Raw genomic sequence first — 14,902 nt, forward strand, 5'->3', positions numbered from 1 at the left:
CCGCGAAATAGTAGGGGCATTGCCCTGCGTGTCAGACGGCGCATAATTCCCTCATCAATCAAAGGGAGCCAAACGCCATGCAATACAAGCGCATCTCGGCCGATAGCCACCTCGATCTACCGTGGATGCCGCCGGACCTGTTCACGTCGATGGCGCCGCGCGACCTCAAGGAACGCATGCCCTACGTCACCGACACCGACGAGGGTCCGAAGTGGGTGGCGAAGAACGGCGCCTCGTTCGGCTTCAAGAACGGCGTCGGCCCGGCCGGCTCGAAGTTCGTGCCCGGCAAGCATGGCCGCGTCGACATCATGGCCGAGACCGGCCTCTATTCCGACGGCGCCAAGGACATCCGCCGCATCTCCGATCCGCACCTGCGCATCAAGGATCTCGATCGTGACGGCGTCGACGCCGAGGTGATCTACGGCATCCTGGGCGCGGCCAGCCGCCTCAACGATCGCGAGGCCGGCAACGAGATGCTGCGCATCTACAACGACTGGCTGAAGGACTTCTGCAGCCACTATCCCGACCGGCACATCGGTCTCGCCTGCCTGCCCTACGGCGACATCGACGCCGCGGTGACGGAGATCTACCGGGTCGCCAAGATGGGCATCAAGGGTCTCGAGCTTTCCTGCTCGTGGGACATGGAGCCGATGTGGCACCCGATGTGGGATCCGCTGTGGAAGGCGGTGAACGACGTGCAGCTGCCGCTGCACTTCCACACCTTCCCGAACGTCCCGCCGGGCACGATCGAGAAGCATCCCGGCCGCGTGGGCCGTTCGGTGTTCTTCACCGTCGTCTCGGGCTTCCAGATGAACCTGGTGAACATCCTCGCCGCCATCATGGGCGCCAACGTGCTGGAGCGCTTCCCCAACGTCCGCATCGCCTTCGGCGAATCGGGCTGCGGCTGGATCCCCTACGCGCTCGACCGCATGGACTTCGAGTGGGAGGACCGCTTTCACGATCTCGGTATGAAGATGAAGCCGTCGGACTACTGGCGTCGCCAGTGCAAGGCCACGTTCCAGTTCGACCGCATCGGCGCCAAGCTGATCGACGACATGGGCGCGGAGAGCCTGATGTGGGGCTCCGACTACCCGCACGGCGACGGCGTCTGGCCGCACTCCGACAAGTACATCAAGGAACAGTTCGCCGAAGTCCCGGCCGATCAGGTGAAGATGATCACCTGCACCAACGCCGGGAAGTTCTACGGGCTGATCAACTAACAACGACAGGCTAACTCTTCGCCTCCCCGTCACACGGGAGAGGTGAAGAGTGGGCTAGGCGAGATCGCTCTTCGACACGGTGTGGCGCAGCGCGAAGACCTCGCCCTCGGGCGCGTGACGGGCACGCGCCGCCTGGGCCGCTTCCACCGACCAGAAGAACGCCACCAGCGCCCGCTCGATCTGCTGATCGGGCGCGCCGCGCAGGTCCTTCTCGGCCGTGTGCGCCTGGCCGACATTGGCGCGGCCGGTCAGCAGGTCGACGCGTGCCGTCTCCGGCGAGGCGAGCTTGTCGAACGGCGCGACGTTGTCGGCCTTCATGCGCAGGGTGAGCACGGCCGCGCCGATCCCCTCACCCCAGCGCTGCTCGACCGCGCAGACGGTGCGCGAGGTGTTGCGGAACTTCGGGAAGATGGCACGGCTCATCTCGCTCGGCTTGCGCAGCCGCGCGTAATAGGTCTCGCTCTCGAAAGCCGCATGCGTCTCGGCGTCGTAGAACAGCAGGTAGCGGTTGGGCTGCTCGACGCCCTTGAAGCGGCTGCCGCGCAGCCAGCCGGGACAGGAGACGCGCTCCTCGACATGCTCGCGGCTGTGCCAGTGCTCGAAGAACGCGTCGTCGGCCGGGTCGATGTCGACCCAGAGGGCGAGGACCGCCTTGCCGCCCCTGAGCAATGGTTCCCGGCTCAATGGCCCCCGGCCGCTTTCTTGTCGGACGCGATCTTGTCGATGTAGGTCAGCATCAGGGCCGATACCACGAAGGCCATGTGCATGACGACCAGCGCGTAGAGCTTGCCGTTGTCGTAGTCGCCGGCCTCGAGGAAGCGCTGCAGCAGGTGGATCGAGGAAATCGCCACGATCGAGCTGGCCAGCTTGATCTTGAGCGAGCCCGCATCGAGCTTGCCGAACCACGAGAGCCGGTCGCGCGTGTCGTCGACGTCGATGTGGCTTACGAAGTTCTCGTAGCCGGAGATGATCACCATCACGACGAGGTTGGCGACCATGATCAGGTCCACCAGCGACAGCACCGCCAGGACAAGGTCGGCCTCCTCAGCGGAGATCGCCTTGCGGATCAGCTCCCAGATCTTGAAGGGGAACTTCACCACCACGACGCCCAGCACGGCCACCAGGCCGATATAGAGCGGTGCCTGCAGCCAGCGGCTGCCCATGACGATGCGCTCGACGAAGACTTCGAGCTTCCTGGCGGGCGTCGGCGACATGCGTTGGCTCACTTAGCTGGAGGTCGAGCAGGCCGCCCGGACGGCCTGCGTGAAGGTGACGATCTCGGCGCGCCGGTCATGATCGGTCGGCGGCACGTAAGGCGGTTGCGGCAGGGCCGCGAGTGTCACCACTGACAGATCTTCGTTACGGTAAATGTCGATGCGCTGGCCGGCATGGCCGATCGCGGCCATCACGCCGTCGCCCAGCCACCAGCTGTAGCCGTAATGCGTGATATCGGGGACGACCGGAGCCGGCACCTTGAAGGCTGGCGTCGCCGCCGCCTCGACCCAGCCCGCCGGCAACACGCGCGTGCCGTCGACGACACCGTCGTTGCGTACGAACTCGGCGAAGCGGCCGAAATCACGCAACACCATGCCGGCGCGGCTGCCGCCGATCTCCTGCCCGCCGTCGCTTTCCAGCGTGTAGAAAGCCTCGCACTCCATGCCGGCCGGCTGCCAGACCTTCTCCGACATATAGTCGGCGAGCGGCTTGCCCACGGCCTCCGTGAGCGCGGCGCCCAGCAGGAATGTGTCGCCGGAATTGTAGAGGAAGGTGCTGCCCGGCTCGTTCGCACGCGGCAGCGACGCCATCAGCTTCAGCACGCCGTCCGGCACCTTGTCGGCGAGAGACTTGCTGTAGCGGTTCACGTCGGAATTGCGGTCGGGATAGACCTCGGTCCAGCGCACGCCCGACGACATGGTCATCACGTGCCGCAGGGTCACACCTTCGTAGGCAGACTGCCGCAGCGCCGGCAGGTAGTCCGTGAGCGGATCGTCGATCGACTTGATGGCGCCGTCGTGGACCGCGGCGCCTACAAGCATCGCCGTCATCGACTTCACGGTCGACATGGTCGACCAGCGATCGTGCTCCTGCAGGCCGAGCCCGTAGCGTTCCAGCACGATCCGGCCGCGATGGATCACCAGGATGCCCACGATCACGTTGCGGTCCATGAACGAGGCAATGTCGTGCTCGCGGCCGGCCGCCGAATAGACCGGCGCGATCTCGGGCCCGCGCGGCAGTTCGCGTGGGCTCTGACCCCTCGCGATCACGCGATGGGCGAACAGCTTGTCGACGTTGCGGTAGGCGTAGGGCTGAATGGACGGCGGGAGGAGCAGGAAATCCTCGCCCCTCGGCAGATGCCGGCGCGGAAGCGCGGGGCTCAGGAAAACGCCTTGAAGGTGATCAGGGTGAAGGTGTCCTTCACGCCGGGCAGCGTCTGGATCTGGCTCGTCACGAAATGACCGATGTCGGTCTTCTCGCCGAGATAGCACTTCATCAGAAGATCGTACTGGCCGGAGGTCGAATAGACCTCCGAGACCTGCTCGACGGCCACGGCGTTGTCGGCAACGTCGTAGGCCTTACCGAGCTCGCATTTCACCATGACGAATATCGTCTGCATGGGCTCCCTCCGCCGCGGCGCGCACTCTAGCGCGTCGGACGGGCGAGGAAAGCCGGTACGTGATCGCCAAGGCCCATCGGCGCCGGCGTATCGTCGCGATCGCGGCGGTCGTGGCGCGGGCGGTCCGACCGCTCCGGACGACGGTCGCGCGACGGACGCGCCTCACGCTCGGGACGAGACTCACGTTCCGGGCGCGCCTCGCGCTCGGGACGGGCCTCACGCTCGGGGCGGGGCTCGCGATGCGGACGCTCGGCCCGCGGCTCGCGCGGCGGACGGGCTTCGCGCTCCGGACGCGGTTCACGCGGCGGACGCGCCTCGCTCTCGGGGCGGGCTTCCATTTCCGGGCGCGGCTCGCGCTCGGGCCGCGACTCACCACGCGAAGAGCGGCTGCTGCCACCACTCTTGCCCCGGCTGCTGCTCGAACCACCGCGTCCACGACCACGTCCGCGACGGCGTCCGTCGGACGGCTCGAACTCGATCGTCTGCATGCCCGGCACTTCGACGCGCGGGATGGTGGTGCCGATCAGCTTCTCGATCGCCTCGACCAGGCCGCCCTCTTCGGGCGACGCCAGGGTGAAGGAATGACCGGTATTGCCGGCGCGACCGGTGCGACCGATGCGATGGACGTAGTCCTCGGGCGAGAACGGGACGTCGAAGTTGAACACATGGCTCATCGCCACGATGTCGAGGCCGCGGGCGGCGACATCGGACGCGACCAGGATCTGGATCTCGCCCTGCTTGAACTTCTCCAGCGTCTCCATGCGCGCGGGCTGGCTCATGTCGCCATGCAGCGCGCCGGCGTTGAAGCCGTGCTTCTTCAGCGAGCCCTGCAGGATCGCCACGTCCTTCTTGCGGTTGCAGAAGACGATGGCGTTCTTGATGTCCTGTTCCTTGATCAGGGCCCGCAGCGCCTCGCGCTTGTCCTCCTCCTGCACGACCGACAGGCCCTGCACGATGTTCTTGGAGGCAGAGGCCGGCGGGGCGACCGTGACTTCCTTCGGGTTGCTGAGGAAGCGGTCGGCCAGGCGCTTGATCTCCGGCGGCATGGTGGCCGAGAAGAACAGGGTCTGGCGCAGCGGCGGCAGGGTGGCGACGATGCGCTCGACGTCGGGGATGAAGCCCATGTCGAGCATCCGGTCGGCTTCGTCGATCACCAGGATCTTGACGTCGTTCAGCAGGATGCCGCCGCGCTCGAAATGGTCGAGCAGCCGGCCCGGCGTGGCGATCAGGACGTCGGCGCCGCGTTCCAGCGCGCGTTCCTGGTCGGGGAAGCTCACGCCGCCGATCAGCAGCGCCATGTTGAGCTTGTGGTACTTGCCGTAGATTTCGAAGTTTTCGGCCACTTGGGCGGCCAGTTCGCGGGTCGGCTCCAGGATCAGCGAGCGCGGCATGCGCGACTTGGAGCGGCCTTCCGAGAGAATATCGATCATCGGGAGGACGAAGGAGGCGGTCTTTCCGGTGCCCGTCTGGGCGCATCCGAGGACATCGCGACCCATCAGGCAGATGGGGATGGCCTTTTCCTGGATGAGGGTCGGCGTCGTGTAGCCCTTTTCGGCCACTGCCTGCAGTACCGGGGCGCTCAGCCCCAAACTCTCAAAACTCATTTAATTTCCGTAGTTTAGTCCATTCTTTCCGCTGGACTTGGAGCGGTCTCATAAGGCTCGAGGATCGGGCCGGACCGCTGGGCGGACCCCATATGATCCTTACGGGTGGGCGAGTCAATGCGACCCGCTCGCGGGGCAGACCGGCGGCTGGATCAGGCCTTGACCTCGATTTCGACGAAAACGAACTCGAAATCGTTGGGGTTGATGACGTCGTGCTCGACCCCGGTCTGGCGGGCGTAGGAGACCCCGGCCCGGAGCGGCGCCGGGACGGTCGCCTTGCCGTCGAAAATGTGCAGTTCGCCCGTCGTGACGGGGACCACGACATAGTCGTGGTTGTGGCGGTGCCAGCCGGTGTGGCTGCCCGGCGGGAAGCGCCATTCCGTGACGATGACGCGATCGTTGTCGATCTGCACCGAGGGCTTGGCGAGCGGACGTTCCTTGTCGGTCATGCGCAAAAGCTAATGGGGGATCGCAGGCTTTGTAAGGTGACAGGACGGCGCGCCCTGATAATGTGCATATGCACGTAATTGGAGCCTGTCCTGTCTCATCCTCTTCTCACCGCGCCCATCGGCAAGAGCCTGTGGAAGCTGTCGGCCCCCACCACCGCGGTCATGATCGTCCAGACCTTCGTGGCCATCGCCGAGACTTTCATCTTCGGCAAGCTCGGCACCGAGGCGCTGGCGGGCTTCGCGCTCGTGTTCCCGCTCATGATGATGATGACCATGATGGCCGCGGGCGGCATGGGCGGCGGCGTGGCGGCCGCCATGGCTCGCACCCTGGGCGCTGACCGGACCGAGGATGCCCGCAAGCTGGTGCTGCATGCGCTGGTGCTCGGCGCGGTGCTGGCCCTGCTGTTCACCCTGCTGGCCTGGACGATCGCGCCCTCGCTCTACCGGCTGCTGGGCGGCGATGGCGCGGCGCTCGCCAAGGCGCTGACTTACTCCCACGTGCTGTTCACCGGCTCGATCTTCATCTGGGCCAACTTCTTCCTCTCCGCCCTGCTGCGCGGCGGCGGCGATGCGGCGACGCCGGGCCGCTACATGCTGGTCTCCTCGATCGCCCAGGTGCCGCTCTCCTACGTGCTGGCGCTGGGCATCGGCGGCTGGCAGGGCATCGGCATGGCGGGACCGGCGATCTCCGCGCTGCTGACCGCCGCCGTGTCGGCGCTGCTGCAGGCTCGCGCGCTGTGGAGTGGCAAGCTCGGTTTCGTGCCGGCGGTATCGGGCGTGCCTCTCCAGGGCCGGCTGTTCTGGGAGATCCTGCGGGTCGGCCTGATCGCCTCCTTCTCCGCCTTCACCGCCAACCTCACCGCCATGCTTGTCACCGGCCTGGTCGGCCGCTTCGGCATTGCCGCCCTCGCGGGCTACGGCATCGGCGTGCGGCTGGAGTTCATGCTCGTGCCGCTGGCCTTCGGCATCGGCTCGGGCCTCACGACGATCGTCGGCGTGGCCGCCGGCGCCAACGAGTGGCGCCGTGCCGTGCGGGCCGCCTGGATCGGCAGCCTGGTCGCGGGCCTCGGCATCGGCATCTTCGGCTGGGTCGTGGCGCTGTTCCCCGAAGGCTGGGCGCGCCTCTTCACGAACGACCCCGACGTGATCGCCGCGACCGTGGCCTACGTGACGCGCGTCGCGCCCTTCTACTTCGTGTTCGGCATCGGCATGACGCTGTCCTTCGCGAGCCAGGGTGCGGGCCGCATGACGGCGCCCTTCACCGCCGGCGTGACGCGCCTGTTCGTGGCCTCGCTCGGCGGCTGGTTCGCGATCGAACAACTGGGCTGGGGTCTGCCCGGCGTGTTCACCGCCATCGCCGTCGGCATCGTCACTTTCGGCAGCCTGATCGCGGGACCGCTGCTCGTGCATCCGTGGCGCGCGCGTGTAGCGAGGGCGTGATAGCCTCGCTTCCCCGAGACGGAGGAAGCGATGCAACGGCCTTCCATCATCCGCACCTGGAACCGCAACGAAGCGGACGAAGAAGCGATGGGCGCGGCCCATGCGCCGATCTGGCGGCGCATGATCGACGTCGGGGTCCATGAGGATCTGCGCCAATCGACCGTGCTCGACTATGGCTGCAACCAGGGCGGCTTCCTGCGCATGCTGCACGACCGTCATCCGTTCAAATCGGCGGTCGGCATCGACATCGCCCGCGAATCCGTGGATCGCGCAAAATTGCTGAAGGGGCATCGGCCCATCGAATACAGCGTGAGCGACAGCGCGGCGGCGCTCGACCAGACGTTCGACCTCGCCTTCAGCCACGAGGTGCTCTACCTCCTGCCCGATCTCGCCGCGCACGCCGCTGACATCAAGGCGGCGCTGAAGTCCGGCGGCACCTATGTCGCCGCCATGGGCTGCCACAAGGACAGCGCGGTGTGGCCGCGTTGGCGCAAACTGATCGCCGAGACCTCGTCGATCCCGCTCTACGACCATTCTCTCGACCAAGTGGCAAAGGCGTTCAGCGATGCCGGGTTCCATGTCGGCGTGCGCCCGCTCGACCTCGACGCCTTCATGCCGGTGACCGTGGGCAGCGAATATTTTCCCAAGGTCGTCGACCAGTTGCGCTACTACAGCCAGGACAAGGTCCTGTTCCGCTTCGTCCGCGCCCCCTAGGAGATCGCCTCATGGCAATGCCGGCCCTGCCGTTCGTCACCGCCTTCTACGCCGCCCTGATCGGACTTCTCTGCGTGGTGCTGTCGCTGCGGGTGAGCCTCCAGCGCCGCAGCAAGCGCGTCAGCATGGGCGATGGCGGCGATGCTGAGCTGGGCCGTATCGCCCGCGCCTTCGGAAACTTCGCCGAATATGCCGGGCTGGTGCTGGTCCTGCTGGCCCTGCTCGAAATCTGCCACGGTCCGCGCCTGCTGGTGCATGTCCTGGGCGCCGCCTTCGTCATCGGCCGCGTCGCCCATGCCTTCGGCCTCTCAGGCTCGGCGAACGCCAATCCCGGCCGGGCCATCGGCTCCCTCCTGACGCTTCTCGTGATCCTCGTGACGTCGGTCGCGCTGCTGGTGATCGTGGCGCGGAAGATCTTCGTCTAGCCGCGCACCCCGAGCTGCCGCAGCGAGCGGTCGATCCACAGCGCGCCAATCTTTTCCTGCACCGAGTTCTGGCGCAGGCGTTGGCGCAAGTTGGCGAAGTCGACGAGGTCGAGCCGCTGGTCCTGGTTGAAGCAGGAGAAAACCACCGTCTCCTTGCCCGTCTCCGGATCCTTGTGGAGCTGCAGGCACTGAGCGCAGATCTCCTTCATCATGCATTGCATGGGGGAGTTGATCGAGCCGAAGGCCACGTGTTCGGGCTTGAGGAACGATTTTAGCGCGGCATGCCGCGCGAGGCGCACGGCGTTCATCATGCCGTCGGAGCCGATGGCCACGATGCGGTCGGCGGCGCTGTAGGGGATCGGCTGGTCGCCCAGCTCGCCCGATGCATATTGGCGCATCGCCTCGACGATGTTGGTGACGACGGACTTGTCCTGTGGGCGGCTGGCTGCGAATCCCGGCGCCTCGTCGCAGCACCAGACGACGACGTCGGCCGCAGCCTCGATCTCCTCGACCTTGTAGCGGTCGATGATCTTCTTGTAGCCCGCGAAGTAGAGCACCTTGCTGCCGGCCTTGCGGAAGGCCTGACCGATCGAGAACAGCACGGCATTGCCGAGACCGCCGCCCACCAGCACGACGGTCTCGCCCGGCTCGATCTCGGTCGGCGCGCCAGTTGGCCCCATGACGATCACCGGCTCGCCGGGCTTCAGCATGGCGCAGAGGTCGGACGAGCCGCCCATCTCCAGCGCGATCAGCGACAGCAGACCCTTCTCCTTGTCGACCCAGGCGCCGGTCAGCGCGAGACCTTCCATGGTGAGCAACGTGCCCTCGGCCTTCAGCGACCGCGCCTCGTAGTTCTGCAGGCGATAGAACTGGCCGGGCTCGAAATTGCGCGCGGCGGCCGGCGCTTCGACGATGACCTCGATGATGGTCGGCGTCAGTCGGTCGACGCGCACGACGCGGGCGCGCCATGAGCGATTGGCTTCGTCGAGGATCTCCGCCGGCGTGCGCTTGGGCGGCGGCAGCGCCGTCATCGAGCGCGTCAGCACCGGATAGCCCTGCTTGGCGCCACCCATCGCTTTCACGACATTGCCCGCAAACGAGGGGTGCAGGTCACCGAAGAAGGACATGAAGCGATTGTCGGCGTGGCGATACATCAGCACGCGCACGTCGCCGGGCTTGCAGACGCGCTCGGGCGTCGCGGGATTGCCCTCCTCGTCGAGGGCGCGGAAATACTTGCCGTCGATGAAGGCGTGGGTCGCATCCTCGCGCGCCAGCACCGTGTTGGGCTGCGTGCCCGCCGCGACCAGGATGGTCCGCGCCGGCAAGGTCGCCTCGACCTTGGCGCCGTTCTGCTCGCCCGCGACTTTGAGTGCCTTCGCCTGGCCAACTTCGTCGATCTCGACGGCAACGGGCGAAAGCCCTTCGACGAAGCGGATGTCTTCCTCGAGCGCCTTGAGCACTTCCTCGTGGTTCAACGTATAGGACGGCGAATCGATCAGGCGGCGGCGATAGACCAGCGAGACACCGCCCCAGCCGTTCACCAGCTTGGTGATCGCGGGCTCCCGCCCCTCGCGCGCCGCCAGTTCGCGCTCGGCGCGGATAGCGTGAGCGTGCGCGATAAACTCCTCGGCGATCTCGCGTTCTTCCGGCGACCAGTTTGCGCCCACCGCCACATCGCCGCGCTCGGCGACCAGCGTCTCGTGGCGGCTCAAGAACTTCTCGACCTGCAGCGGATAGTAGGCGAGCGATTCCGTCGCCGTGTCGATGGCGGTAAGGCCGCCACCGATCACCACCACCGGCAGGCGGATCTGCAGGTTGGCGATGGACTCCTTCTTGGCCGCGCCCGTGAGCTGCAGCGCCATCAGGAAATCCGACGCCGCGCGCACGCCGCGCGCCAATCCGTTCGGCAGATCGAGCACGGTGGGCTTGCCGGCGCCGGCGCAGAGCGCGATGTGGTCGAAGCCCATGGCGAAGGCGCTCTCGACCGTGACAGTGCCGCCGAAGCGCACGCCGCCGAACATCGAGAATTGTGCGCGCCGCTCCAGCAGCAGGCGCACCATCTTCAGGTAGTTCTTGTCCCAACGAACGGTGATGCCGTACTCGGCGACGCCACCGAAGCCCGCCATCGCACGCTCGCCGAGATTTTCACGCAACGTCGCGACGTCCTTCACCGCCGAGAACGCCACGCGCGTGCCGTCCATCGCAACGCCCGACTGCGCCTCGGGCAACGGCTCGATCTTCAGTCCATCGATGCCGACCACCGTGTGGCCGTCGTTCATCAAGTGATGCGCGAGGTTGAAGCCTGCTGGGCCGAGGCCGACCACCAGCACGGTTCGGCCCGTCGAGGCGCGCGGGATCGGGCGGCGCAGGTTCAGCGGATTCCAGCGCGTCAGCAGCGAGTAGATCTCGAAGCCCCATGGCAGGGCGAGCACGTCCTTGAGCGTGCGGGTCTCGATCTGCGGGATGTCGACCGGTTCCTGCTTCTGATAGATGCAGGCCTTCATGCAATCGTTGCAGATGCGGTGGCCGGTCGCCGCCAGCAGCGGATTGTCGACCGCCGCCATCGCCAGTGCGCCGATGGAGAACCCCTCGCTCTTGAGGAGGTTCATTTCCGAGATTTTCTCCTCCAGGGGACAACCTGCGAGGGTGACGCCGAACGGCGACTTTTGGAAGGCCCCGGTCTTGCGATCTTTCAGGCCGCGCGAGCAGCTGTCCTTGCCCTGGTTGTGACACCAGATGCAGTAATTGGCGTGATCCAGCGCCCGCACCAGGTCGAAACCGGGGTCGGTCAGCGCGAAGCCCTCGCGGTGGCGCAACATCGGCCGCGGCAGCTTCATGCGGGTGACGCCGTCCACGATCTCGGTCTCGATCGGCACGAGATGCTCGAAGTCGAGCTTGTGGGGCACCTTGAACAGCGGCCCGTCGAGATGCCGCCGCTTGCCCTCCGGATTGTGCAGCGCCCAGGCCGCATATTCGGCGAAGGCCGTGACCTCGGGCGTCGGCACCTCGACCTTGAATTCCGCACCGATCAGGTCGCGGACGGCCAGCGCGAAGGCCAGTTCCCAGGCTTCCAGCCCGTCGGCCATCGTCACCGGCAGGTTGAGCGCGGCGGTGACGGAAGTGCAGTCGAGCGCGGCCGCCGCGTCGGGCTTCAGGGCGCGGGTGACGTAGCGCTGCACGAACAGGCGCTTGCAGTCGTAGAGCGGCGCCAGGCGGCTGTGGCGTCCGCGCAAGCCCGCGGCTTCCGCGCTCACGCCGAACAGCGTGCCGATGAAATCCTCGAGCGGCCGCGCCACTTCGATCAGCAGGTTGGATTCGTCCTTGGGCGCCAGCCCCTCGGGCGCGGCGCGCGCGGCCATCAGGCGGGCATGGGCGTCGACATTGGCGTCCTTCAGCCAATCCACGAAGGCGGCGTCGAGGCGGGCGATATCCTCACGGTCGTGAAGATCTTTGAAGCTGAGCCCGTGCGTCAGCGGTGGGGCCAGCTGAAAGTCAGACATTGACGAGGATCCAGGGCGAGAGGGCAGGCCGTTCGTCTACGAACTGATTAAACAGACCGCTCACGGTGAGTGCAAGCGTCGCAGGCTCATGTCGGCATTAGCGACATTTATGCCTGATGACGCCGCCGCCGCCTTCGCCCATGTTCCGCCGGCCATGCAGCAAGTCCCCGCCTCCGTGCGCCAGTGGCTGATCGTCGTCGCCGGCATGATCTTCTTCATGATCGTGATCGGCGCGCTGACGCGGCTGACCGAATCGGGCCTGTCGATGGTGGAGTGGCGCCCCGTGACCGGCTGGCTGCCGCCGCTCTCCGACACCGCCTGGCAGGCCGAGTTGCAGAAGTACCTGGCGTCGCCGCAGGGGCGTCTCGTGAACCGCGACTTCACGGTCCCGGAATTCCGCGAGATCTTCTGGCTGGAATACATCCATCGTCTTTGGGGCCGGCTGATCGGCGTCGTCTTCGCCCTGCCGCTCGCCTGGTTCTGGTGGCGCGGCGCGCTCAACGATCACCTCAAGCCGCGCCTGCTGGCGCTGCTCGTGCTGGGCGGCCTGCAGGGCGCGCTGGGTTGGGCGATGGTCGCATCCGGTCTCGTCGACCGGCCATCGGTCAGCCACTACCGGCTCGCCGCCCATCTCATGCTGGCGGTGGTGCTCTACGCCTACACGGTCTGGCTGATCCTGGAACTCATTCCGCACGGCATCCGCCGCGACGACCGCAAGGTCCAGCGCAAGTCGACGGCGCTGATCGGCTTCCTGCTGGTGGTGATGATCTGGGGCGCGTTCATGGCGGGCCTGCGCGCCGGAACCTCGCACAGCACCTTCCCCACCATGTCGGGTTACTGGATCCCGCCCGGCCTGTTCGAGCTGTCGCCGGCCTGGATCAACTTCTTCGAGAACGGCACGACCATCCAGTTCGTCCACCGGTGGCTGGCCAAGCTCCTGTTCCTCGGCGTGGTGGTCATGGCGTGGCGCGCGCCGCGCTCCGAAACACTGGCGGCGGCGGCCATGGCCTTCTTCCAGCTCGGCCTCGGGATCGCCACCATCCTGAGCGGCGTCAGCATCCCGATCGCCACCCTCCACCAGGCCGGCGCCGTGCTGCTCCTGACCGCCCTGCTCGTCGTGCGCCACCGCGCGATGCCTTCGCCGCAGCGGCCCGTCTCGGCTATTCTCCGGGGATGACCGGCAAGCCTGCCGCCGCCCCTCGCTCGCTGAAACGGCCCCTGCTGAAGCGACCCGTCGTGATGACGTCGTTCGCGATCATGCTCGCGGCCGCGGCGGGGGCTGGCGCCTGGATGGCCCGGCCGCCGGAAGAGACGCCGCCGGCGCCGCCATCGTCGGTGGCGCAAGCCGAGCCGCCCCAGCCGCCCACCGCGGCTCCTCCGGCCGAAAAGGCCGAAGCCGCCGCCGCCCCGCCGCCGGCAGAGTCCGTTCCGCCACCGCCGGCTTCGCCACCAGCCGCCGTGGCCGCGCCAGCCCCGACACCGCCCCCCGCCCCGGCTCCGTCTCCGGCCGACCGGAACGTCGATTGGGCGGCCCTGACGGTCGCCGACCTGCGCAGCCGCGCCGACGCCAACAGCATTCCCGCGATGGAAGAGATGGCCCGCCGGCTGGTCCAGGGCATCGGCATGACCAAGGACCAGCAGGCCGGCGCCGGCTGGCTGCTGCGCGCGGCCGAGGCCGGTTCGGCCCAGTCCGCCTTCAATGTCGCGGTGATGTACGAGCGCGGCTTCGTGATGGAGCGGGACGCGGCGCGCGCGGTCGAATGGTATCGCAAGGCCGTCGCGGCGAACCTGGCGATCGCCAAGCACAACCTCGCCCTGATGCTGCGCGACGGCAAGGGCGCGGCGCGCAACGGCAAGGAGGCGGTCGAACTGCTGCAGGCCGCCGCGCGCCAGGGCATGGCGGCGTCGATGTTCTCGCTCGGCGACATCTACGAGCGCGGCGACGCGGCGGCGAAGGATCCGGCGATGGCGATGGCCTGGTTCGCGATCGCCGCGGAGTTCGAGCGCCAGACGAACAAGGGCAACGAGACCGCGCTCGCCCGGACATCGGCGACACGCGCGCAGGCGCTGCAGCGGGGCCTCACGCCGGAGGATCTGCAGAAGGCGGAGCTGCTCGGCCAGAGCGAGTTCAGGCAGATCGTCGAGACCATGCAGAAGGCGCGGCCCGCCATTCGCGTGGCGCCGATGGAAACCGCTGCGGCCGCGCCGCCGCCGCTGCCACCACCGGCACGCGTCGCACGCCCCGCCCCGCAATTGGGAACACCGCCGCCGCGGGCGCCCGATCTCATTCCGCCGGATTGGCCCAAGGCCACCAACGAGCAGGTCCGCGTCATCCAGCAGGCCCTGTTCGACCTGAAGCTGCTGCGCGACAAGCCCGACGGCAACGTCGGACCGATGACGCGCGCGGCCGTCCGCACCTTCCAGCGCATCTCGGCCCAGCGCGAGACCGGCGAGCTCACGCCGCAACTCTACGGCGCATTGAAGGAAGCGCTGGCCCGTCGCGACACGCCGCCGCCGGTGACGCCGGAGGCGAGGCCGGAACCGCCGGTCGCCGTCGCGGCCGCGACTCCGCCGAAGGCCGAGACGCCGGCGAAGGTCGAGTCGCCAGCCCCGCCGAAGCCTGTCGAGATCGCCGCCGCGGAGCCGCCACCTCCGCCACCGAGCTCGGCCGACATCGAGAAGCAGATGTCTGCGCCGTCGAAGCCGATCGAGATCGCCGCTGCCGAGCCGCCGCCTCCGCCACCGAGTTCGGCCGATATCGAGAAGCTGATGCCGGCACCGCCGAAGCCGATCGAACTCGCCATGGCCGAGCCGCCGCCTCCGCCGCCGAGTTCGGCCGATATCGAGAAGCTGATGCCCGCGCCGCCGAAGCCGATCGAACTTGCCATGGCCGAGCCGCCGCCTCCGCCGCCGAGTTCGGCCGATATCGAGAAGCT

Annotated in this window: 13 protein-coding genes; 6 read left to right on the plus strand and 7 right to left on the minus strand. The window is 67.5% G+C overall.

Annotated features, from left to right (window positions below):
* Positions 1-77: 77 nt before the first annotated feature.
* A complete protein-coding gene (locus tag AC1RP5_RS19430; protein WP_493113236.1) occupies positions 78-1,220 on the plus strand; it encodes an amidohydrolase family protein in 1,143 nt (380 codons plus the stop codon).
* Positions 1,221-1,274: 54 nt separating this feature from the next.
* Here the strand turns inward: AC1RP5_RS19430 and AC1RP5_RS19435 are convergent, their stop codons facing one another.
* The 6 genes from AC1RP5_RS19435 to AC1RP5_RS19460 form a co-directional block, all read right to left on the minus strand.
* On the minus strand, positions 1,275-1,904 hold the full coding sequence (locus AC1RP5_RS19435; protein ID WP_493113238.1) for a hypothetical protein: 630 nt from the start codon (positions 1,902-1,904) through the stop codon (positions 1,275-1,277).
* Positions 1,901-2,434, minus strand: coding sequence for a TIGR00645 family protein (locus tag AC1RP5_RS19440; RefSeq protein WP_493113240.1), 534 nt, complete (start codon positions 2,432-2,434; stop codon positions 1,901-1,903). Before AC1RP5_RS19440 ends, AC1RP5_RS19435 begins: the two co-directional genes overlap by 4 nt.
* A 12-nt stretch (positions 2,435-2,446) precedes the next feature.
* Positions 2,447-3,484 carry a serine hydrolase domain-containing protein gene (locus AC1RP5_RS19445; protein WP_493113241.1) on the minus strand — a complete coding sequence of 346 codons (1,038 nt, stop codon included), beginning with the start codon at positions 3,482-3,484 and terminating at the stop codon, positions 2,447-2,449.
* A 110-nt stretch (positions 3,485-3,594) separates the two neighbouring features.
* Positions 3,595-3,834, minus strand: coding sequence for an Lrp/AsnC ligand binding domain-containing protein (locus AC1RP5_RS19450; protein ID WP_493113243.1), 240 nt, complete (start codon positions 3,832-3,834; stop codon positions 3,595-3,597).
* Between the two features lie 26 nt (positions 3,835-3,860).
* A complete protein-coding gene (locus AC1RP5_RS19455) occupies positions 3,861-5,438 on the minus strand; it encodes a DEAD/DEAH box helicase (RefSeq protein ID WP_493113245.1) in 1,578 nt (525 codons plus the stop codon).
* A 152-nt stretch (positions 5,439-5,590) separates the two neighbouring features.
* The gene (locus AC1RP5_RS19460) at positions 5,591-5,887 is read right to left on the minus strand and encodes a cupin domain-containing protein (RefSeq protein ID WP_439613461.1); all 297 of its coding nucleotides are present in this window, start codon (positions 5,885-5,887) and stop codon (positions 5,591-5,593) included.
* A 78-nt stretch (positions 5,888-5,965) separates the two neighbouring features.
* Here AC1RP5_RS19460 and AC1RP5_RS19465 point away from each other — a divergent pair, with 78 nt between their 5' ends.
* From AC1RP5_RS19465 to AC1RP5_RS19475, 3 genes are read left to right on the plus strand one after another with little or no spacing between them, the layout of a single operon-like run.
* Positions 5,966-7,327, plus strand: a complete 1,362-nt coding sequence (locus tag AC1RP5_RS19465; protein WP_493113246.1) for an MATE family efflux transporter — start codon at positions 5,966-5,968, stop codon at positions 7,325-7,327.
* A 30-nt stretch (positions 7,328-7,357) separates the two neighbouring features.
* Positions 7,358-8,041 carry a class I SAM-dependent methyltransferase gene (locus AC1RP5_RS19470; protein WP_493113248.1) on the plus strand — a complete coding sequence of 228 codons (684 nt, stop codon included), beginning with the start codon at positions 7,358-7,360 and terminating at the stop codon, positions 8,039-8,041.
* Between the two features lie 11 nt (positions 8,042-8,052).
* Positions 8,053-8,466 (plus strand): MAPEG family protein, encoded by a 414-nt coding sequence (locus AC1RP5_RS19475; RefSeq protein ID WP_493113249.1) that lies wholly within the window; start codon positions 8,053-8,055, stop codon positions 8,464-8,466.
* On the opposite strand, the gene AC1RP5_RS19480 is transcribed toward AC1RP5_RS19475, so the two are convergent.
* Positions 8,463-11,966: an FAD-dependent oxidoreductase gene (locus AC1RP5_RS19480; RefSeq protein WP_493113250.1), complete on the minus strand. Its 3,504-nt coding sequence runs from the start codon at positions 11,964-11,966 to the stop codon at positions 8,463-8,465. The two genes, AC1RP5_RS19475 and AC1RP5_RS19480, sit on opposite strands and share 4 nt — an antisense overlap.
* A gap of 109 nt (positions 11,967-12,075) precedes the next feature.
* Between AC1RP5_RS19480 and AC1RP5_RS19485 the strand changes: the two genes are divergently transcribed.
* Together AC1RP5_RS19485 and AC1RP5_RS19490 are read left to right on the plus strand one after the other, a co-directional pair.
* Positions 12,076-13,143 carry a COX15/CtaA family protein gene (locus tag AC1RP5_RS19485; protein ID WP_493113252.1) on the plus strand — a complete coding sequence of 356 codons (1,068 nt, stop codon included), beginning with the start codon at positions 12,076-12,078 and terminating at the stop codon, positions 13,141-13,143.
* A partial coding sequence (locus tag AC1RP5_RS19490) for a peptidoglycan-binding protein (RefSeq protein ID WP_493113254.1) occupies positions 13,140-14,902 on the plus strand: 1,763 nt, incomplete at its 3' end. The genes AC1RP5_RS19485 and AC1RP5_RS19490, both read left to right, overlap by 4 nt.

Source organism: Reyranella sp. GW821-FHT12G01 (assembly GCF_058806575.1).

Coding starts and splice junctions, on each gene's coding strand:
- AC1RP5_RS19430 (WP_493113236.1), top strand. CDS start 78: ATGCAATACAAGCGCATCTCGGCCGATAGCCACCTCGATCTACCGTGG.
- AC1RP5_RS19440 (WP_493113240.1), bottom strand. CDS start 2,434: ATGTCGCCGACGCCCGCCAGGAAGCTCGAAGTCTTCGTCGAGCGCATC.
- AC1RP5_RS19450 (WP_493113243.1), bottom strand. CDS start 3,834: ATGCAGACGATATTCGTCATGGTGAAATGCGAGCTCGGTAAGGCCTAC.
- AC1RP5_RS19455 (WP_493113245.1), bottom strand. CDS start 5,438: ATGAGTTTTGAGAGTTTGGGGCTGAGCGCCCCGGTACTGCAGGCAGTG.
- AC1RP5_RS19460 (WP_439613461.1), bottom strand. CDS start 5,887: ATGACCGACAAGGAACGTCCGCTCGCCAAGCCCTCGGTGCAGATCGAC.
- AC1RP5_RS19470 (WP_493113248.1), top strand. CDS start 7,358: ATGCAACGGCCTTCCATCATCCGCACCTGGAACCGCAACGAAGCGGAC.
- AC1RP5_RS19475 (WP_493113249.1), top strand. CDS start 8,053: ATGGCAATGCCGGCCCTGCCGTTCGTCACCGCCTTCTACGCCGCCCTG.
- AC1RP5_RS19480 (WP_493113250.1), bottom strand. CDS start 11,966: ATGTCTGACTTTCAGCTGGCCCCACCGCTGACGCACGGGCTCAGCTTC.
- AC1RP5_RS19485 (WP_493113252.1), top strand. CDS start 12,076: ATGCCTGATGACGCCGCCGCCGCCTTCGCCCATGTTCCGCCGGCCATG.